An 18,617-nucleotide genomic window follows, 5' to 3' on the forward strand; every position below is an offset into this window, starting at 1 on the left:
CGCGTCAGGCCGCCTCGGCGCGCGGATCGCGTGCCAGCAGCTGCTGCACCATGACTTGCGGCAAGTCGCCGTCGAACAGCACGCCGGCGACGGCATTGGTGATCGGCATCTCGACGCCCATGCGGCGCGCCAGTTCGCGCACGGCCTTGGCGCAGGGCACGCCTTCGGCCACGTGACCGAGTTCGGCCACGATGGCGGCCAGCGCCTTGCCTTGCGCCAGGCCCAGGCCGACGCGGCGGTTGCGCGACAGGTCGCCCGTGCAGGTGAGTATCAAGTCGCCCATGCCCGTCAAGCCCATGAACGTTTCCGTCTGGCCGCCGAGGGCCGTGCCCAGGCGCGTGATTTCCGCCAGGCCCCGCGTGATCAGCGCGGCGCGCGCGTTCAAGCCCAGGCCCAGGCCGTCGGCCACGCCGGTGGCAATGGCCAGCACGTTCTTGACGGCGCCGCCCACTTCCACGCCCACCAGGTCGTCGCTCGCATACACGCGGAAATGGCCGCCATGCAATGCCGAGACAACGGCGGCGCGCAAAGGCGCGCTGTGCGAGGCGATGGTCAGCGCGCACGGCAAGCCGCGCGCCACTTCCTGCGCGAACGAGGGGCCGGACAGGGCGCCGCCGGCGACCGTGTCGCCCAGCACTTCCTGCACGATCTGGTGCGGCAGCAGGCCAGTGCCGCCTTCAAAGCCCTTGCACAGCCACACCAGGTTGGGGATGGCCTGGTCTTTCAGCTGCTGCAGCATGGGCCGCAGGCCCGCCACGGGGCAGGCGGCGATCAGCAGCGCGTGTTCGCCGCTGGCATGCGCCACGGCGGCGTCGAAGTCGGCGCTGAGGCGCAGTTGCGGCGGCAGGGCAAAACCCGGCAAATAACTGTTTTCGCCGCTGGCGGCCATGGCGGCCATGGCGTCCGCGTTGCGGCCCCACAGCAGCACGTCGTGGCGCGCGGCCAGCGCCATGGCGACGGCCGTGCCCCAGGCGCCGGCGCCCAGGATGGTGATCTTGCGGGGCAGGGCCCGCGCGGCGGGAGATGTATCTGGAGAAACTTGCATGCGACCTCAGTGGAGCGGAAGAAACGGGGACGGCGCCCGGGCAGCGGGCCCGGTGCGCAGGGCGGCGCCTACAGGCCCCACACTTCGCTGGTCTTGACGTAGCCGGCCTGGCCATCCTTGTGGCGGACCTTGACCCAGCCGGAGTTCGGCTGTTCGCTCAATTCCAGCAGCACGCCCTTGTCGACGAGGATGATGGGCGAGGCGTTGTCGTCGGGGCTGGCGCGCACCTTGAGGTTGGCGGCGCGCGCGACGACATTGCGCTTGGCGGACAGGCCCTTGGCTTCCGTCCAGGCCATTTCGCCGCTGGCGTCACGCACCTTGACCCATTCGCCGTAGCTGAGCACGACTTCCAGCGGCATGCCGCGTGGCGCCACGTATAGCTTGCCGCCCTTGCTGGACGGCGCGTCATACAGAATGGCGGGCGCCGCGCCCACCGTCTTGAAATCGACGGCGTGGCTGGCGGCGGTCGCCAGCAGCAGCACGGCGCCTGTCATCCAGCGTAACTTGCTCAAGAGCGGACTTTTCAACATGATATTTTTGAACCTTAACGAAACACGGCGGCCAGGCCGCCGTGTCAGGCCAGCCTTGACGGCCGGCGGGGTCTTGCCTGCAGCTTAGTGCGTCGTCGCGTCGCCGGCTGGAGCAGCGGCGGCAGCGTCGGCGATGGCTTGCAGACGTTGTTGGTAGAACACTTCGAAGTTGATCTCGGCCAGGTGCACTGGCGGGAAGCCGGCACGGGTGATCACGTCGGCGATGTTGGCGCGCAGGTAAGGGTAGATGATGTTCGGGCAGCCGATTCCCAGCAGCGGATCGAGCTGATCGGCAGGAATGTTGCGTGCTTCGAAGATACCGGCTTGCTTGCCTTCCACCAGGAAAGCGACTTTGTCGCCCACTTTGGCGGTGACGGTGATGGTCACGGTGGCTTCAAAGATGCCGTCGGCCAGAGGCGCTGCGCCCACGTCCAGAGCGACTTCGATGGCTGGCGCTTCTTGTTCCAGGAAAATAGCCGGGGAATTTGGTTGTTCCAGCGACATGTCTTTCAGGTAGACGCGTTGGATTTGGAAGACTGGTTGCAGGTTTTCGTCAGACATGGAACGCTTTCGTTGTAAGGGACAAGAACGGCACACCGTTCAAATATGGTGCTTGCGGTATTCAAACCGCGCCGGATAGGCGCGGCCAGATCAGGTGCGAGGCAATTGTATCAAAACAATACGACAAAAAACCAAGCAATTTCTCGAACCCGCTTTATATCAGGCTGCCGTGCCATTTAACAAGGGGTCGAGCTTGCCGGCTTGATCGAGCGCATACAAATCGTCGAAACCGCCCACGTGGGTGTCGCCCACATAAATTTGCGGCACCGTGCGGCGGCCCGTGCGCTCCATCATCTTGACGCGTTCTTCCGGGTCGAGGTCGACGCGGATCTTTTGCACGGCGACGCCCTTCGCTTCCAGCAGGCGCTCGGCGCGCACGCAATACGGGCACACGGCGGTGCTATACACAATTACGGGGACAGTCATGATTTTTCCTTAAAATGGGTCAGGCGCTTACTTGGCCAGCGACAGCGTTTTCAGGGGCAAGCCCTGCTTGTTCCACTCGTCGATGCCGCCTTCCAGGCTGGTTGCTTCAGCGAAACCTGCGTTGGCCAGCAGGCCGACGGCCGTTGCCGAGCGCGAACCTTTCTGGCAAACCACTACAATGGTGCGCGTTTTGAATTTTTCCAGCTCGCCCATGCGTTTTGCCAGTTCCGGCAGCGGAATATTTTTGGCGTCAGGCAAATGGCCCTTGGCGAATTCTTCCGGGCTACGCACGTCGACGATGGTGCTCTTGCCACGGTTGATCAGTTGCGTGACTTCCAGCACGGTCGCGCGCTTGCCGCGCATCGACAGCAGTGGCCAGAGGAGGGCGCCGCCGGAAATAATGACGATGGCAAACAGAAAAATGTGGTCGATAATGAATTTCACGTAGGGTCCAATGGTTTAAGTCAATCCGCGCATTATAAAATAGAAGCTGGACGAGGTCTTTTTACGTTTTGCTTTTTTGATTTGAACCCCTTGAGAAGATAGAACTATGTACAAAATCGTTTTCATGCGTCACGGCGAGTCCACCTGGAACCTCGATAACCGCTTCACCGGCTGGACCGACGTCGATCTGACGGAAAAGGGCGTCAATGAAGCCAGGGCCGCCGGCCAGATCCTCAAGCAGGAAGGTTTTACGTTCGACGTGGCCTACACTTCCGTCCTGAAGCGCGCCATTCGCACCCTGTGGCTGGCGCTTGACGAGATGGACATGATGTATCTGCCGATCAAGAACGACTGGCGCCTGAACGAGCGCCACTACGGCGCCCTGCAAGGCCTGGACAAGGGCGAGACGGCCGCCAAGTATGGCGACGAGCAAGTATTGGTGTGGCGCCGCAGCTACGACACGCCGCCGCCGCCGCTGGAAGCGAACGACGACCGCGCTTCGTACAACGATCCGCGCTACGCCGGCTTGCCGAAAGCCTCGATTCCGCTGACGGAATGCCTGAAGGACACCGTGGCGCGCGTGATGCCGGCCTGGGACGAGGAAATCGCCCCGGCCATCCGCGCCGGCAAGAAAATCATCATCTCGGCCCACGGCAACAGCCTGCGCGCCCTGATCAAGATGCTTGACGGCATCAGCGACAGCGATATCGTCGGTCTGAACATCCCGAACGGCCAGCCGCTCGTGTATGAACTGGATGCCGACCTGAAACCGATCCGCCACTACTACCTGGGCGACCCGGCAGCAATTGCGGCAGCGCAAGCGGCCGTGGCGAACCAAGGGAAGGCCAAGTAACTTGTTGTCTTTCTTCCGCGGCACAGTCATCGCCCCCTCTGCTGAACGACCCCTGCCGGCGTGGCGCGCCGGCGCCATGCTGTGCGCGGCGTTGCTGTTGTCCAGCGGCCTTGCCCAGGGCGCCAAACCCACCGAACGCAGCAAGCAGAAGGCGGCCGCGGAAGCGCAACGTGCCGGATTGCAACAAAAGCTGACGGCGCTCAAGCGCGACATCAGCCGCACGGAAAGCGCCAAGGACGACGCGGCCGATACCCTGGCCGAGTCGGAAGAGGCCATTTCCAACGCCAACCGCGCCCTGCGCGACCTGGCGCAGGAGCAGAACGAGACGGGCGTCAAGCTGACGGCGCTGGGGCAGGAGCACCAGCAGCTGACGGCCACGGTCGACAAGCAGAAGGCACAGCTGTCAAAGTTGCTGCGTGAGCAATATGTTGCCGGCAATGAAGACCGCATCAAGTTGCTCTTGTCGGGCGACAATCCGAACCGCATCAACCGCGACCTGCAATTGATGGCCTATGTGTCGCAGGCGCAGGCGCGCCTGCTTGCCGCCTTGCGCGCCAACTTGCTGGCAGTGGAAAAGAACCAGGCGGACGTGCAGAACGCCAAGGATGAGCTGGAAGAAATCGCGCAGGAGGAGCGCGACCAGAAAGCCCTGCTGGTGCAGGAAAAGGCGCGCCGCGCCGCCCTGCTGACGACGTTGTCGCAGCGCCTGGTGGCGCAGCGCAAGGAAGCGGGCAATGTCGAGCGCGACGAACAGCGCATGGGCAACCTGGTCGACAAGCTGGCCAAACTGATCGAGGAACAGGCCGCCGCCGCCGCGGCCGAAAAGAAACGCCAGCAGTTGCTGGCCGAGCAGCGCGCCGCCGCGAAAGCGGCCGCCGACGCCAAGGCCGCCGCGGACAAGCGCGAACGCCTGCTGGCGGCGCGCGCCAAGGCCCAGGCCGAACGCGAACGCATTGCCAAAGAGCAACAGAATAAATCGGGCAAGATCAAGCCGCAGACGCCGGTGCCGCCCGTGAAACTGGAACCGATCGATGACGACGAGCCGCCGCAGGTGGCCAAGGTGGCGCCCAAGCCCGAACCCAAGCCGGAACCGGAGCCGGAACGTCCGAGCCTGGGCCCGGCCGCGCCGGCCGGCGCCTTTGCCAGCCTGAAAGGGCAGCTGCGCGCGCCCGTGGCGGGCAAGATCGCCGCCCGCTTCGGCAGCAAGCGCGGTGACGGCCCCAGCTGGAAGGGCGTGTTCATCCGCACGGGCGAAGGCAGCGACATTCACGCCATCGCCGGCGGCCGCGTGGTGTTTTCCGACTGGCTGCGCGGCTTCGGCAACCTGATCATCGTCGACCATGGCGGCCAGTACATGAGTATTTATGGCAATAACCAGTCCTTGCTGAAACGGGTCGGCGACGCCGTCAAGGGCGGCGAAACCATCGCCAGCGCGGGCAACAGCGGCGGTAACGAGGAATCAGGGCTATACTTTGAACTGCGTCATCAGGGCCGCGCCTTCGATCCAGCCACCTGGGTGAAGTTTTAAGTTCCCCAGCGTATTTGTAGATTGTGAAGAACTCATGGGCATCAAAGTCAAAAGTATCGGCCTGATCGGTCTGGGCGTCCTGGCCGGCATCGGCATGTCGCTGCAGTTCCCGGCCGTGGCGCAGAAAATCACGAATGCCCCGCTGCCGCTCGACGAGCTGCGCCAGTTGTCGGACGTGTTTGGCCTGATCAAGTCTGATTACGTCGAGAAGGTGGAAGACAAGAAACTGTTGACGGAAGCCATATCCGGCATGGTGTCCTCGCTGGACCCGCATTCCGTCTACCTCGATAAAAATGCCTTCAAGGAAATGCGCGAAAGCGTGCAGGGCAAGTTTGTCGGCATCGGCATCGAAGTGAGCATGGAAGACGGCTACGTGAAAGTCGTTTCGCCCATCGAGGACAGCCCCGCCGCCAAGGCCGGCATCCAGGCCGGCGACTTCATCACCCGCCTCGACAATCTGCCGCTCAAGGGCATGCAGCTGGAAGAAGTCATCAAGAAGATGCGCGGCCAGCCCGGCAGCAAGCTGGTGCTGACCATGTCGCGCAAGGGCGAAAGCCGCCCGCTGGTCTTCCCCATCGTGCGCGAGGAAATCCGCGTGCAGAGCGTCAAGGCCAAGATGGTCGCGCCCGGCTATGCCTGGCTGCGCATCGCCCAGTTCCAGGAACCGACCGTCGATGACATGGTCAAAAAGATCAACGCGCTGTATGCGCAGGACCCCAAGCTCAAGGGCCTGGTGCTGGACTTGCGCAACGATCCCGGTGGCGTCGTGCCGGGCGCCATTGGCGTGGCGACGGCATTTCTCCCAGGCAATTCCATCATCGTCTCGACCAAGGGCCAGCTGCCCGAGTCGAAGCAGGTGTTCTATGGCCGCCGCGAATTCTATGCGCCGCCGGGCGCCAAGGCCGATCCGCTGGCCAAGCTGCCGGCCGCCCTGAAAACCGTGCCGCTCGTGGTGCTGGTCAATGCCGGCTCCGCCTCCGCCTCGGAAATCGTCGCCGGCGCCCTGCAGGATTACCAGCGCGCCACCGTCATCGGCACGCAAACCTTCGGCAAGGGTTCCGTGCAAACTTTGCGCCAGATCACGGCCGACACGGCCGTCAAGCTGACGACGGCCCGCTATTACACGCCGAAAGGCCGCGCCATCCAGGCGCGCGGCATCGTGCCCGACCTGCTGGTCGATGAAACGGCCGAGGGCGACGGCTGGAACAGCCTGCGCGTGCGCGAGGCGGACCTGGAAAAACACCTGAGCAGCGACGACGGCAAGCCGGAAGCGGCCAAGCCGACGATGGAAGGCATGCACGAGCAGCTGGAAGCGGAGCAGCGCCTGATCGCCACGGCGAAAAAACGCAAGCCGCTCGAATACGGCGCCAAGGACGATTTCCAGCTGCAACAAGCCTTGAACCATTTCCAGGGCTTGCCGGTGCAGCTGGCCAAGGTGGACCCGAAGGCGGAGAAGATCGGCGCCAAGCCGGAAATTGCTTCCGACATCAAGGCCGATGACAAGAAGATTCCGGTGCAAAAACCGTAGTCGCCGCCATGAACGACCATCAACTGCTGCGCTATTCGCGCCATATCCTGCTTGACCAGATCGGCATCGAAGGCCAGCAAGCCCTGCTGGACGCACACGTGCTGGTGATCGGCGCGGGCGGGCTCGGTTCGCCGGCCGCCATGTACCTGGCCGCCAGCGGCGTCGGCAGGCTGACCCTGGTCGATGACGATACGGTCGATCTGACCAATCTGCAGCGCCAGATCGCCCACACCACGCAGCGCGTGGGCCAGCCGAAAGTGCTGTCGGCGCGCGAAACCTTGACCGGCATCAATCCCGAAATCGACATCATTGCCTTGCAGGAACGCCTGGACGGCGCGCGCCTGGCCGAACTGGTCTTGTCAGCCACGGTGGTGCTCGACTGCACCGACAACTTCGCCACGCGCCACGCCGTCAACCGCGCCTGCGTGGCGCACAAGGTGCCGCTGGTGTCGGGCGCCGTGATCCGCTTCGACGGGCAGGTGAGCGTGTTCGACCCGCGCACGGGCACCCAGCCATGTTATTCCTGCCTGTTTCCTCAAGAACAGCAGTTCACGGACGAGGCGTGCTCGACCATGGGCGTGTTCGCGCCGCTGGTGGGCGTGGTCGGCGCCATGCAGGCGGCCGAAGCCCTGAAACTCATCATGGGCGTGGGCGAATCCTTGGCCGGGCGCCTGCTGCTGCTCGACGGGCTGCACATGGAATGGAGCAGCATGCGCGTGGCGCGCGACCCCGGCTGCGCCGTCTGCGGCGTAGTGGTCTTGCCGGCCTGACAGCTGCCGCACAAATTTTTCCCTATATGACAGGCTTTGTCATATTTCCGCTTTATACTCTGCCTTCATTACTCACCTTCTTCTCACTTTCTTATGCAAAACGCAGCAAACCGTCCGATACGCCAGCGCCGCGCGCGCGGCTTCACTTTGATCGAAATCATGGTCGTGGTGGTGATCATGGGTATCCTCGCGTCGCTGGTGGTGCCCAAGCTGATCGCCCGCACGGGCGAGTCGAAAGTGGCGGCGGCGAAAGTCGATATCGCCACCGTGATGCAAGCGCTGAAACTGTACCGCCTGGACAACCAGCGCTATCCGACCACCGAGCAGGGCTTGCGCGCCCTGGTGGAAAAACCGACGACGGGCCCGGCCGCGAATGGCTGGAAAGCGGGCGGCTACCTGGAAAAGATGCCGAAAGATCCTTGGGGCAATCCTTACCAGTACCTGTCGCCGGGCATCAAAGGCGAAGTCGACATCATTTCGCTGGGCGCTGATGGCCAGCCCGGCGGTAGCGGCGACGATGCCGATATCGGCTCCTGGGACCAGTAAGCCCTTCCGCTTTTCCATGCCATGCTCATGCGCGCCATGACACACGGGCGTCCCTCCCGCAGCCGCGGCTTCACGCTGATCGAGCTGCTGGTGGTGATGGTCATCATCGGCGTCACCCTGGGGCTCGTGTCGCTCAACGCCATGCCGAATGGCCAGCAAGCCTTGCAAAAGGAAGCCGAGCGCATCGCCCTGCTGCTGCAGCTGGCGCGCGACGAAGCCATCGTGCGCAGCCGCCAGGTGGCGTTCGAGGCGGACGAAAATCAATACCGTTTCCTGGTGCTTAATGAAAAGCTGTGGCAGCCCGTGACGCAGGACGATTTGCTGCGCGAACGCAGCTTCAGCAACACGCCCATGCTGCTCAGCGTGCAGCCGTCGAACAGCGTGGCCCAGCCGCTGCGCATCATCTTCGGCCGCGAACCGGTCGACAAGCCATTCGTGCTGACCCTGGCCAGCGGCGAGCGCAGCGTGGCCATCCGCGCCGACGGCATCGGCCACTTCACGGTCGAACAATGATGGCCTTTACCCGACAACCTCGCCAGCGCGGCTTCACTTTGCTGGAAGTCCTGGTCGCCCTCGTCATCGTCGGCACGGCGCTGGGCGCCTCGCTGCGCGCCGTGGGCAGCCTGACGCAGAACAGCAACGGCTTGCGCAGCGCCATGATGGCCACCTGGTCGGCGGAAAACCACCTGGTGCGCCTGCGCCTGGCGAAAACGTTTCCGCAGACGGGCAAGCGCACGGTCGACTGCCCGCAGGGCGATTTAAAACTCATCTGCGAGGAGGAAGTGGTGGCCACGCCGAATCCCCGCATCCGCCAAGTGCGCGTGAACGTGTACGACGTGCAATATCCGGCCCGGCGCATCGTGCGCCTGGTCTTGCTTTCCTTTAACGACTGATGGCGCGCCGCACGTTCTCCGCCGCCGGCTTCACCCTGATCGAGCTGCTCGTGGCGATCGGCATCCTGGCCATGGTCGCCGTGCTGGGCTGGCGCGGCCTGGACAGCATCGTGCGTTCGCGCGAGGTGCTGACGAGCCAGCTGGAGCAGGCGCGCGGCATGCAGCTGGCGTTTGCCCAGATGCAGAGCGATTGCGACCACCTGGCCGGCGCCGGGCTGAAAAACACGCTGCTCAACGGCCGCGTCAACCTGACGGCCGAGAATGACCGCCTGACCCTGGTGCGCCTGGCCGCATCGGAGCAGGAGCCGCAGCAGTTGCAAGTGGTCACTTACCGCCTGCGTGGCGGCGTGCTGACGCGGCGCGAGTCGAACGGCACGCGCGACCTGGCCGTGCTCGACACCCTGTGGCAGGCGGCGCGCGACGATACCGATACCTCCAGCGCCGACGTGGCCCTGATGCGCGGCGTGGACAGCATGGTCATGCGCGGCTGGAGCAACGGCGCCTGGAACGTGCTGACGGCCGGCGCCACCATCTCGACCCAGGTGCCGGGCCTGGAAGTGACCTTGCAGATGCCGGGCCAGGACGCAGGCCTGTCCAAAGTCTTCTTGCTGGGGCCGGGATGAGGCGCTTTTCGCTCCCTGCGCGCCAGCGCGGCGTGGCCGTCATCACGGCCTTGCTGCTGACGGCGCTGGCCATCACCGTCGTCGCCAGCCTGTTCTGGCAGCAGCAGGTGCAGGTGCGCTCGATGGAAAACCAGCGCCTGCGCCTGCAGACGCAGTGGGCCATGCGCGGCATGGTCGATTTCGCCCGCTTCTGGTTGCGCCAGGACAATCCCTCGCTGACGGCGCTCGACGGCGTGTGGGCCACGCCCATCGAGGAAGCGCGGCTCGATGACTACGTCGACCGTGAAAAGGTCGACACGGAAAAATTCGACGCCACCGTCTCGGGCCGCGCCCTCGACGCGCAGGCGCGTTTCAATATTACCAACCTGGTGGACGCCACGGGCCCCATCAATCCGCAGCAGGTGCTGGCCTACCAGCGTTTGCTGTCGAACCTGCGGCTCGACAGCGGCCTGGCGCAGGCCACGGCCGACGCCGTGCTGCGGGCAAAGCCGAAACCGCGCGCGGTGAGCAGCGGCAGCGATGGCAAGGCCCCGGCCGCCAGCTCCGCGGGCGGCGGCAGCGAGCCGGTGGCCTTCACCCAGATCGAGGATTTGCTGGCCGTGCCCGGCTACACGCCGCAGATGATCGAGCAGCTGCGCGACTTCGTCATCGTCCTGCCGGAGCTCACGCCGGTCAACGTGAATACGGCCCCGGCCGAGGTGCTGGCGGCCGTGACGACGATGTCCTTGTCCGAGGCCAGCGCCCTGACCCTGAGCAATCCGCGCAAAAAATTTGTCGATTTGGCAAACTTAAAGAATAATATTATCGAAGGCGTGGAGCTTGATGTGAAGAGCCGGTATTTTCTGACCGTTATCCGCGTGCGGCTGGACCGCGCCGCCCTCGATGCCGTGGCGCTCGTCAATCGAAAAACGGATCCGCAACGCACCACCAGCCTGGTCTGGCTGCGGGAAAATTAACCCTGAAAGCGAGTCACTTTGACAACTTTGTATATCCGGCACCCGGCCAAGGCGTCCACCGATAGCGCGCCCGCCTGCTCCTTCGTGCTGGCCGGCGACGGCGGCGCCCTGCTGCAGCAGGGCAGCTCGCCCGTGGGCAGCCTGGGCCAGCTGATCGCCGGCGCGAAGCAGGTGGTGCTGCTGCTGGCGGCGGCCGACGTGACCCTGCTGCGCCTGACAMCCCCGCCGCTGGCCGGTGCCCGCCTGCGCGCGGCCTTGCCGGGCCTGGTGGAAGAACACATCCTCGGCGACGCCCAGGATTGCCTGCTGGCCGCCGGCGCGGCCGATGCGTCCGGCATGCGCACGGTGGCCGTGGCGCAGCGCGCCTGGGCCGAGGTACTCGTGAAAGCCTTGCTGGCGCAGGGCGCGCGCAAGGTGGCGCTGCTGCCATCCCAGCTGTGCCTGCCCCTGCAGCCGGGCAGCGTGACGGCGTCCTTGCAAGCGGCCGGCGACGGCCTGGAGCTGGCCTTGCGCCAGGCGCCGCAGGAAGGCCTGGGCCTGGTGCTGCCGGCCCAGCCGCAGCAGGCGCTGCTGACGACGCGCGCGTTTGCCGGCGACGTGCCCCTGACGGTGTACGTGGCGCAGGCCGAGCTTGCGCAATATCAACAACTGGCCGCCGGCATGGACGGCGTGACGGTGGCGCCCGACCACTGGGCGCACTGGATCGCCGGCGCCAGGGGCGCGGTGCTGGACCTGGCTCCCGCGCTGGGCACGGCCACGGGCGCGGCCGCCGACTGGCGCCGCTGGCGCTGGCCGTTGCGCCTGGCGCTGCTGACGGTGATCGTCAACCTGGCCGGCATGAATATCGAATGGATGCGCCTGAAGCGCGAGGCGGCCACCGTGCACACCTCGATGCAGCAGACCTTCAAGGCCGCATATCCGAACGAGGCGCCCGTGTCTGGACTGGAAGCGGAGCAGATGCGCCGCAATATCGCTGCCGCCCGCCTGCAGGGTGGCCAGGCCAGCATGGATGACTTCACCAGCATGAGCGCGGCGCTGGGCGAGGCGCTGGGCGGCCTGGCCGGGCGCGGCGTGGTGGCGTCGCTCGAATACCGCGAACGCAGCCTGATCGTGCGGCTCAAGCCGGACATGGTCACCGCCAGCGCCCAGGCGCAGGTGCGCGACGGCCTGGCCGCGCGCAAGCTGGCCTTGAATGAAACGGAGCCGGGCGTGTGGAAGATCACGCCGGCCACGGGAGCAAAAGCATGAGTGCAGCAGTCAACAAGGCGCGCGCAGCGTGGACGGGGCGGCAGCAGGCCGTGCAGGCGTTCTGGGCGGAGCGTACGCAGCAGGAGCGCAAGCTGCTGGCCATCGGCGGCGTGGTGGCGGGGCTGGCCCTCGTCTACGCCGTGTTTTTCGAGCCGGCGTGGACGGGCCGCATCGCCTTGCAAAAAAGCTTGCCCGAGCTGCGCCAGAACGCGGCCCAGCTGCAGGGGCTGGCGCGCGAAGCGGGGGAGCTGGCGCGCCAGGCGCCCGTGCAGGTGGCGCCCATGAGCCGTGACAGCCTCGATGCGTCGCTGAAAGCGCGCGGCCTGGCGCCGCAATCGCTGTCGCTGACGGGAGAGTATGCGCGCGTGCAGCTGAACGGCGTGCCGTTCGCCAGCGTCATGCTGTGGCTGGACGGCTTGCGCCGCGAAGGCCGCATCGCCGTGCAGGAAGCCAAGATCACGGCGCAGAACAAGGCGGGCCAGGTGGACGCCACCCTGAGCCTGCACCAGAGCCCGGGCGCGACGCGATGATGCGCCTGCTCGGATGGCTGCTGGCCATCGTCGCCAGCGTCTGCGTCACCCTGCTGGTGTTTTTTCCGGCCGGCTGGGTGGCCAGTATCGTGGAAAAGCAGACGGGCGGACGTTTGACCTTGGGCGACGCGCAGGGTACCCTGTGGCGCGGCTCGGCCTTTATCGGCGGGGCGGCCAGCGCGAACGGCGCCGTGACGCCGCTGCTGCCGGGGCGCTTCAGCTGGCGCATTTCGCCCTCGGTGCTGTGGGGGGCGGCGGACGTGGAATTGCAGAATCCGCAGGCGTTGTCGCAGCCGGTGAACCTGCGCGGCTCGTGGTCGCACTGGCAGGTCAGCCCGGCGGCCCTGCTGCTGCCGGCCGATGGCCTCGGCGGCCTTGGTGCGCCGTTAAATACCGTGGCGCCGACGGGCAGCATGCGCCTGTCGTGGAGCACGCTGGAGCTGGCCCTGGAGCAGCGGCAGTTTTCCGCCGTCGGCCGCACCACCTTGCAGATGACGGACATGGCCTCGCGCCTGTCGTCGCTGCGTCCGCTGGGCAGTTATGAACTCGATTTCGATTGGCAGGGGCAGCAGGCGACATTGGCCTTGCGCTCGATCAAAGGGCCGCTGCTGCTCGACGGCAGCGGCAGCCTGAATCAGGGGCGCATGCAGTTTTCCGGCCAGGCCCAGGCCGCAGCAGGATATGAAGAGACCTTGGCGAGTTTGTTGAATTTGCTGGGACAGCGCCGTAGCAATAGCGAAAAGAACATCATCGCCTTAGAGTTTAGACAATGAAAAAACCATCCGTGAGCCCAAATACCTCCCCCTTCTCGCTGCGCCGCCTGTCGGCCGCCGCCTTGCTGTGCTGTTCCGTGGCCGGCATGCCGGCGCCCGTCTGGGCCGCGCCCGGCGATGAGGCGGCGCTCAATTTCGTCGGCGCCGACATCGAATCGGTGATCAAGGCGGTGGGCCATTACACCAACATCAATTTCGTCATCGATCCCCGCGTCAAGGGCACGATCACCCTGGTGTCGGAAAAATCGATCAGCAAGACGCAGGCCTTCGGGCTGCTGGCCTCGGCCTTGCGCCTGCAGGGCTACGCGGTGGTGTCCGGCGACGGCTACGCGAAGGTGGTGCCGGAAGCGGACGCCAAGCTGCAGTCCGTGCCGACCCAGGTGGGCAACGGCAGCAGCCAGGTGAAGGGCGACCAGATCGCCACCCAGGTGTTTTACCTGAATTACGAGTCCTCGGCCAACCTGCTGGCCGTGCTGCGGCCGCTGATTTCGCCGAATAACACGATCAACGCCAACCCGGGCAACAACTCGCTGGTGATCACCGATTACGCGGATAACCTCAAGCGCCTGGCGAAAATCATCGCCGCGCTCGACGTGCCCGCCTCGACGGACCTGGATGTGATCCCCGTGCGCTATGCCATCGCTTCCGACCTGGCCTCGATGGTGAATAAACTGATGGAAGGCGGCAGCGGCGGCGCCGGCGCGGCGGCCGACGCGGGCAAGGTCTCGGTGCTGGCCGACCCGCGCACCAATTCGCTGGTGCTGCGCGCGCCGTCGGCGGCGCGCGCCAACCTGGCCAAGTCGCTCATTTCCAAGCTGGACCAGCCCACCACGCAGCTGGGCAATGTGCACGTGGTGTACCTGAAGAACGCGGACGCCACCAAGCTGGCGCAGACCCTGCGCTCGGTGGTGACGTCGGACGGCACGGCCGCCACGGCGCAGCAGGGCGTCGGCAACCAGAATACGAACAACCAGATCAGCCAGAGCAACAGCGGCATGAACAGCACGGGCCTGGGCGGCAATACCCAGAGCGGCACCACGGGCGGGGCGGCGCTGAGCAACGGGCCGCAGCAGCTGTCCTCGGGCGGCGCGGCGGGCTTCATCCAGGCGGACGCTTCGACCAATACCCTGATTTTGACCTGTAACGAAGCCGTTTACCGCAACCTGCGCGCCGTGATCGACCAGCTCGACGTGCGCCGCGCCCAGGTCTACATCGAGGCGCTGATCGTCGAAGTGACGTCGGCCAAGGCTTCCGAATTCGGCGTGCAGTGGCTGGGGCTGTCCGGCGACAGCAACAGCAGCTACCGCGTGGGCGCGCTGCAGTCGTTTGCCGGCGGCACCGACAACAATATCGCCAAGCTGGCGCTGGGCGGCGGCAAGGTGCTGCCCACGGGCGGCCTGACCCTGGGCATCTTCAAGCAGATCAACGGCGCGCTGGGCCTGGGCGCCGTGGCGCATGCGCTGGAATCGGACGGCAATGCGAACATCCTGTCGACGCCGAACCTGATCACCCTGGACAACGAGCTGGCGACCATCAAGGTGGGCCAGAACGTGCCTATCCTGACGGGCCAGTACACCAGCACGGCCGGCACCAACACGAATCCGTTCCAGACCATCGACCGCAAGGAGGTGGGCCTGACCCTGAAGGTGCGCCCGCAGATTTCCGAGGGCGGCACCATCAAGCTGGGCATCTATCACGAGACGTCGAGCGTGGATAAATCCACGGCGACGGCCGTCAGCGGCATCACGATTAACAATCGCGTGATCGAAAACAATGTGCTGGCCGACGATGGGCAGATCATTGTACTGGGCGGTTTGATCGAGGACAGCACGGGCGACAACGCGGAAAAAGTACGCGGTTTGGGCGACATCCCCTTGCTGGGCAACCTGTTCAAGTATCAGACGCGCGAGCGCAAGAAAACCAATCTGATGATCTTCCTGCGCCCCGTCATCGTGCGCAACAAGGAGCAGAGCGGCAGCCTGGCGGCCGACCGCTACGATTACATGCGCTCGGCCGAGACGGCCGCCGTGCCGGCTTCGGGCAACCTGATGCTGAAAGACCTCGGTACGCCGGTCCTGCCGGCCCTGGAAAACGGCCAGCCGGTGGGCGGCAGCATGGTGACGCGTCCCGTGCCGCCGGCGCCGACGCCGCCGCCAGGCGCGCCGGCCAATGCGGCCACGCCGCCGCAGCCGCTGCTGCAGCAATACCAGCAGCAACAGCAGCAGAAGTGATCGGGTCGCCATGAGTAATCTGCTTCCCTACGCCTACGCGCGCGATTTCGGCCTGCTGGCCCGGCCCGGCGCCGTCGATGGCGCCCCGGTCGAGGTGCTGGTGGCGGCATCGACGGCGCCGGCGGCCATCGCCGAAGTGTCGCGCCGTTTCGGCCAGATTCAATTGACGGTGCTGCCGCGCCCCGAGCTCGACGCGGCCATTGCCGGCGCCTACGCGGGCGGCGGCGGCGACGCGTCGCAGATGGCCGATGAATTCGACGCCGACCTGGACTTGACCAAGCTGCTGCAGGACGTGCCGGCCATCGAGGACCTGCTTGAATCGTCGGACGATGCGCCCGTCATCCGCATGATCAACGCGCTGCTGACGCAGGCGCTGCGCGAAGGCGCGTCCGATATCCACATCGAACCGTTCGAGCAGACGTCCGTCGTGCGCTTCCGCATCGACGGCAGCCTGCGCGACGTGGTGCGCCCCCGCAAGGCCATCCACGGCTCGCTGATTTCGCGCATCAAGATCATGGCGCAGCTCGACATCGCCGAAAAACGCCTGCCGCAGGACGGCCGCATCACCCTGCGCGTGGGCGGCAAGCCCGTCGACGTGCGCGTCTCGACCCTGCCCACCGGCCATGGCGAACGGGCCGTCTTGCGCTTGCTGGACAAGGAGGCGGGCCGCCTCGACCTGCAGCACCTGGGCATGAGCGCGCCCATGCTGAAGCAGTTCGACGGCCTGATCACGCAGCCGCACGGCATCGTGCTCGTCACGGGCCCTACCGGCTCGGGCAAGACCACCACCCTGTATGCGGCGCTGTCGATGCTCAACGCCACCACGACGAACATCCTGACGGTGGAAGACCCGATCGAGTACGACCTGGCCGGCGTGGGCCAGACGCAGGTCAATCCGCGCATCGACATGACGTTTGCCAAGGCGCTGCGGGCGATTTTGCGGCAGGATCCGGACGTGATCATGATCGGCGAGATCCGCGACCTGGAAACGGCGCAGATCGCCGTGCAGGCGTCGCTGACGGGCCACCTGGTGCTGGCCACCCTGCACACGAACGATGCCTCGGCGGCCGTCACGCGTCTGCTCGACATGGGCATCGAACCGTTCCTGCTGTCGTCGTCGCTCTTGGGCGTGCTGGCGCAGCGGCTGGTGCGCAAGCTGTGCGGCTCCTGCAAGACCTTCGATGGCCAGTACTGGCAGGCGGTCGGCTGCGAGCAGTGCGGCCAGACGGGCTACCAGGGCCGCGTCGGCGTGTATGAACTGCTGCGCACGACGGAGCATATCCGCGCGCAGATCCACAACCGGGCGTCGGAGGCGGACGTGCGCGCCGTCGCCCTGCAGGACGGCATGACGGGCATGCGCGACGACGGCGAACGCTGGCTGCGCGACGGCACCACCACGCAGGCCGAGTTGCTGCGCGTGACCAAAGACTAGGCCCGCCACCATGCCCGCATTCCGTTATGAAGCCGTTGACGCGCAAGGCGCCACCCGCAAGGGCGTGCTCAATGCCGACAGTCCCCGTTCCGCGCGCGCCGAGCTGCGCGTGCAAGGCCTGGTGCCGCTGGCCGTCGAGCAGATCGCCGCGCAGGTGGACGCCGCCGGCGTCACCAAGCGGCGCGGCTTCGGCGAGCGCCTCTCAAACACCGAGCTGGCCCTGTTTACGCGCCAGCTGGCCAGCCTGCTGGAAGCGGGCCTGCCGCTGGAGCAGGCGTTTTCCGCGCTGCTGGAACAGGCCGAGCGGCCCTACCTGCGCGACCTGATCGCCTCGATCCGCTCGGAAGTAATCGGCGGCGCCGCGTTTTCCGACGTGCTGGCGCGGCACCCGCGCGATTTCGCGGAAATTTACCGGGCGCTGGTGGCGTCGGGCGAGCAGATCGGCCATCTGTCGCGCGTGCTCTCGCGCCTGGCCGACTATATCGAGCGGCGCAATGCGCTGGTGCAGAAGGTCAAGCTGGCGTTTACGTATCCGGCCATCGTCACGGTGGTGGCGTTTTCCATCGTGATCTTCCTGCTCACCTACGTGGTGCCGCAGATCGTTTCCGTGTTCGCCAATACCAAGCAGAAGCTGCCCATGCTGACGGTGATCATGCTGGCGCTGTCGGACTTCGTGCGCCATTACGGCATCGTCGTGGCGATTGCCCTCGTCGGCGCCTGGGTGGCGTGGCGCCGCGCACTGCAGCAGCCGGCACTGAAGCGGCGCTGGCATACCTGGCTGCTGACGGCGCCCCTGTACGGCAAGTTCGAGCGCAGCCTGAACACGGCGCGTTTCGCCAGCACCCTGGCCATTACCACCGGGTCCGGCGTGCCGATCCTGCGCGCGCTCGACACCAGCCGCGACACGCTGACGAACGTGGCGATGCAGGAACTGGTGGTCGAGGCCAGCGGCGCCGTGCGCGAAGGCGTGAGCCTGGCGCGCGCGCTGTCGGCGCAAAAGCATTTTCCGCCCATGCTGATCCACATGATACGCGCCGGCGAAATCACGGGCGAACTGCCGGCCATGCTCGAGCGCGCCGCCAGCGCGCAGGAGCAGGACCTGGAACGCCGCACCCTGACCATCGCCGGCTTGCTGGAACCGGCCCTGATCCTGGCCATGGGCGTGGTGGTGCTGCTGATCGTGCTGGCCGTATTAATGCCGATTATCGAGATTAATCAGCTGGTGCGTTAAGAGAAATATCAAGGAAACCATGAAGCGTTTGCCCCAACTTGTAAGTTTGCTCGCCGTCGTGGCGCTGTCCGTCTCGCTGGCCTACTGGGCCATGCAGCTGTTCAAGGCGCCGCAACGCCCCATCAATCCTCCCGCCGTGCCGGTGGTGCAGGATGCCAGCGTGGAGGCGGGCGCCTCGCTGTTCGGCGGCCAGGTCAGCGTGGCCACGGCCAGCAACTATCAGCTCAAGGGCGTGGTGGCGGCCGGCAATGGCCGCGGCAGCGTGGCCATCATCTCGACCGACGGCAAGCCGTCCGTGGCCCTGCCTGAAGGCGCCGAGGTGGCGCCCGGCGTGACGGTGCAGGAAGTGCATGCGCGCCATGTGCTGCTGCTTGACGGTGGCGTGAGCAAGCGCATCGACCTGGTGGCGGACGACAAGGCGCTGGCCTTGCCGGCGCAGGTGGCTGCCGCGCCGGCGCCCGCCGCGGCG

The 18,617-nt window shown here is 65.8% G+C and carries 21 protein-coding genes; 16 read left to right on the forward strand and 5 right to left on the reverse strand.

Going from position 1 to position 18,617, the window contains the following annotated elements:
- Positions 1-4 precede the first annotated feature (4 nt).
- The 5 genes from CBW50_RS24260 to CBW50_RS24280 form a co-directional block, all read right to left on the reverse strand.
- Positions 5-1,045 (reverse strand): NAD(P)H-dependent glycerol-3-phosphate dehydrogenase, encoded by a 1,041-nt coding sequence (locus CBW50_RS24260; RefSeq protein WP_086147892.1) that lies wholly within the window; start codon positions 1,043-1,045, stop codon positions 5-7.
- A 68-nt stretch (positions 1,046-1,113) separates the two neighbouring features.
- Entirely contained in the window at positions 1,114-1,575 is a 462-nt protein-coding gene (locus tag CBW50_RS24265) for an SH3 domain-containing protein (protein WP_086147893.1), read from the reverse strand.
- 84 nt (positions 1,576-1,659) lie between these two features.
- On the reverse strand, positions 1,660-2,136 hold the full coding sequence (gene secB / locus CBW50_RS24270; protein ID WP_086139933.1) for a protein-export chaperone SecB: 477 nt from the start codon (positions 2,134-2,136) through the stop codon (positions 1,660-1,662).
- 159 nt (positions 2,137-2,295) lie between these two features.
- Positions 2,296-2,562 carry a glutaredoxin 3 gene (gene grxC / locus CBW50_RS24275; protein ID WP_086147894.1) on the reverse strand — a complete coding sequence of 89 codons (267 nt, stop codon included), beginning with the start codon at positions 2,560-2,562 and terminating at the stop codon, positions 2,296-2,298.
- 27 nt (positions 2,563-2,589) lie between these two features.
- A complete protein-coding gene (locus CBW50_RS24280) occupies positions 2,590-3,006 on the reverse strand; it encodes a rhodanese-like domain-containing protein (protein ID WP_086147895.1) in 417 nt (138 codons plus the stop codon).
- 106 nt (positions 3,007-3,112) lie between these two features.
- Here CBW50_RS24280 and gpmA point away from each other — a divergent pair, with 106 nt between their 5' ends.
- The 16 genes from gpmA to CBW50_RS24360 form a co-directional block, all read left to right on the forward strand.
- Entirely contained in the window at positions 3,113-3,859 is a 747-nt protein-coding gene (gpmA, locus tag CBW50_RS24285; RefSeq protein WP_076565037.1) for a 2,3-diphosphoglycerate-dependent phosphoglycerate mutase, read from the forward strand.
- Positions 3,860-3,935: 76 nt separating this feature from the next.
- Positions 3,936-5,387, forward strand: a complete 1,452-nt coding sequence (locus CBW50_RS24290; RefSeq protein WP_086147896.1) for a murein hydrolase activator EnvC — start codon at positions 3,936-3,938, stop codon at positions 5,385-5,387.
- A gap of 34 nt (positions 5,388-5,421) precedes the next feature.
- Positions 5,422-6,915 (forward strand): S41 family peptidase, encoded by a 1,494-nt coding sequence (locus CBW50_RS24295; protein ID WP_086147897.1) that lies wholly within the window; start codon positions 5,422-5,424, stop codon positions 6,913-6,915.
- Between the two features lie 8 nt (positions 6,916-6,923).
- Complete coding sequence (locus CBW50_RS24300; RefSeq protein ID WP_086147898.1) at positions 6,924-7,685, forward strand: molybdopterin-synthase adenylyltransferase MoeB; 762 nt, start codon at positions 6,924-6,926, stop codon at positions 7,683-7,685.
- 93 nt (positions 7,686-7,778) lie between these two features.
- On the forward strand, positions 7,779-8,231 hold the full coding sequence (gene gspG / locus CBW50_RS24305; RefSeq protein ID WP_076565043.1) for a type II secretion system major pseudopilin GspG: 453 nt from the start codon (positions 7,779-7,781) through the stop codon (positions 8,229-8,231).
- Positions 8,232-8,258: 27 nt separating this feature from the next.
- Positions 8,259-8,744, forward strand: a complete 486-nt coding sequence (gene gspH, locus CBW50_RS24310) for a type II secretion system minor pseudopilin GspH (protein WP_226936125.1) — start codon at positions 8,259-8,261, stop codon at positions 8,742-8,744.
- Complete coding sequence (gene gspI / locus CBW50_RS24315) at positions 8,741-9,124, forward strand: type II secretion system minor pseudopilin GspI (protein WP_086147899.1); 384 nt, start codon at positions 8,741-8,743, stop codon at positions 9,122-9,124. Before gspH ends, gspI begins: the two co-directional genes overlap by 4 nt.
- Complete coding sequence (locus CBW50_RS24320; protein WP_086147900.1) at positions 9,124-9,747, forward strand: type II secretion system protein J; 624 nt, start codon at positions 9,124-9,126, stop codon at positions 9,745-9,747. Before gspI ends, CBW50_RS24320 begins: the two co-directional genes overlap by 1 nt.
- Positions 9,744-10,703, forward strand: a complete 960-nt coding sequence (gene gspK / locus CBW50_RS24325) for a type II secretion system minor pseudopilin GspK (RefSeq protein ID WP_086147901.1) — start codon at positions 9,744-9,746, stop codon at positions 10,701-10,703. Before CBW50_RS24320 ends, gspK begins: the two co-directional genes overlap by 4 nt.
- A gap of 18 nt (positions 10,704-10,721) precedes the next feature.
- Positions 10,722-11,951, forward strand: coding sequence for a type II secretion system protein GspL (gspL, locus tag CBW50_RS24330; protein ID WP_253251986.1), 1,230 nt, complete (start codon positions 10,722-10,724; stop codon positions 11,949-11,951).
- Entirely contained in the window at positions 11,948-12,481 is a 534-nt protein-coding gene (gspM, locus tag CBW50_RS24335) for a type II secretion system protein GspM (protein WP_086147903.1), read from the forward strand. Before gspL ends, gspM begins: the two co-directional genes overlap by 4 nt.
- Positions 12,478-13,254 carry a type II secretion system protein N gene (locus tag CBW50_RS24340; RefSeq protein ID WP_086147904.1) on the forward strand — a complete coding sequence of 259 codons (777 nt, stop codon included), beginning with the start codon at positions 12,478-12,480 and terminating at the stop codon, positions 13,252-13,254. The genes gspM and CBW50_RS24340 overlap by 4 nt, the downstream gene beginning before the upstream one ends.
- Positions 13,251-15,485: a type II secretion system secretin GspD gene (gene gspD, locus CBW50_RS24345; RefSeq protein WP_086147905.1), complete on the forward strand. Its 2,235-nt coding sequence runs from the start codon at positions 13,251-13,253 to the stop codon at positions 15,483-15,485. The genes CBW50_RS24340 and gspD overlap by 4 nt, the downstream gene beginning before the upstream one ends.
- A gap of 10 nt (positions 15,486-15,495) precedes the next feature.
- The gene (gspE, locus tag CBW50_RS24350; RefSeq protein WP_086147906.1) at positions 15,496-16,917 is read left to right on the forward strand and encodes a type II secretion system ATPase GspE; all 1,422 of its coding nucleotides are present in this window, start codon (positions 15,496-15,498) and stop codon (positions 16,915-16,917) included.
- 10 nt (positions 16,918-16,927) lie between these two features.
- Positions 16,928-18,148, forward strand: a complete 1,221-nt coding sequence (gspF, locus tag CBW50_RS24355) for a type II secretion system inner membrane protein GspF (RefSeq protein ID WP_086147907.1) — start codon at positions 16,928-16,930, stop codon at positions 18,146-18,148.
- Between the two features lie 19 nt (positions 18,149-18,167).
- A partial coding sequence (locus CBW50_RS24360) for a type II secretion system protein N (protein ID WP_139842620.1) occupies positions 18,168-18,617 on the forward strand: 450 nt, incomplete at its 3' end.

Source organism: Janthinobacterium sp. GW458P (assembly GCF_002127585.1).
In the GTDB taxonomy this organism is placed as follows: Bacteria; Pseudomonadota; Gammaproteobacteria; order Burkholderiales; family Burkholderiaceae_D; genus Janthinobacterium.

What these genes read in the sequence shown, in the direction of transcription:
- CBW50_RS24260 (WP_086147892.1), bottom strand. Translation starts at nt 1,045, where the DNA reads ATGCAAGTTTCTCCAGATACATCTCCCGCCGCGCGGGCCCTGCCCCGC.
- CBW50_RS24265 (WP_086147893.1), bottom strand. Translation starts at nt 1,575, where the DNA reads ATGTTGAAAAGTCCGCTCTTGAGCAAGTTACGCTGGATGACAGGCGCC.
- secB (WP_086139933.1), bottom strand. Translation starts at nt 2,136, where the DNA reads ATGTCTGACGAAAACCTGCAACCAGTCTTCCAAATCCAACGCGTCTAC.
- grxC (WP_086147894.1), bottom strand. Translation starts at nt 2,562, where the DNA reads ATGACTGTCCCCGTAATTGTGTATAGCACCGCCGTGTGCCCGTATTGC.
- gpmA (WP_076565037.1), top strand. Translation starts at nt 3,113, where the DNA reads ATGTACAAAATCGTTTTCATGCGTCACGGCGAGTCCACCTGGAACCTC.
- CBW50_RS24290 (WP_086147896.1), top strand. Translation starts at nt 3,936, where the DNA reads ATGCTGTGCGCGGCGTTGCTGTTGTCCAGCGGCCTTGCCCAGGGCGCC.
- CBW50_RS24295 (WP_086147897.1), top strand. Translation starts at nt 5,422, where the DNA reads ATGGGCATCAAAGTCAAAAGTATCGGCCTGATCGGTCTGGGCGTCCTG.
- CBW50_RS24300 (WP_086147898.1), top strand. Translation starts at nt 6,924, where the DNA reads ATGAACGACCATCAACTGCTGCGCTATTCGCGCCATATCCTGCTTGAC.
- gspG (WP_076565043.1), top strand. Translation starts at nt 7,779, where the DNA reads ATGCAAAACGCAGCAAACCGTCCGATACGCCAGCGCCGCGCGCGCGGC.
- gspH (WP_226936125.1), top strand. Translation starts at nt 8,259, where the DNA reads ATGCGCGCCATGACACACGGGCGTCCCTCCCGCAGCCGCGGCTTCACG.
- gspI (WP_086147899.1), top strand. Translation starts at nt 8,741, where the DNA reads ATGATGGCCTTTACCCGACAACCTCGCCAGCGCGGCTTCACTTTGCTG.
- CBW50_RS24320 (WP_086147900.1), top strand. Translation starts at nt 9,124, where the DNA reads ATGGCGCGCCGCACGTTCTCCGCCGCCGGCTTCACCCTGATCGAGCTG.
- gspK (WP_086147901.1), top strand. Translation starts at nt 9,744, where the DNA reads ATGAGGCGCTTTTCGCTCCCTGCGCGCCAGCGCGGCGTGGCCGTCATC.
- gspM (WP_086147903.1), top strand. Translation starts at nt 11,948, where the DNA reads ATGAGTGCAGCAGTCAACAAGGCGCGCGCAGCGTGGACGGGGCGGCAG.
- CBW50_RS24340 (WP_086147904.1), top strand. Translation starts at nt 12,478, where the DNA reads ATGATGCGCCTGCTCGGATGGCTGCTGGCCATCGTCGCCAGCGTCTGC.
- gspD (WP_086147905.1), top strand. Translation starts at nt 13,251, where the DNA reads ATGAAAAAACCATCCGTGAGCCCAAATACCTCCCCCTTCTCGCTGCGC.
- gspE (WP_086147906.1), top strand. Translation starts at nt 15,496, where the DNA reads ATGAGTAATCTGCTTCCCTACGCCTACGCGCGCGATTTCGGCCTGCTG.
- gspF (WP_086147907.1), top strand. Translation starts at nt 16,928, where the DNA reads ATGCCCGCATTCCGTTATGAAGCCGTTGACGCGCAAGGCGCCACCCGC.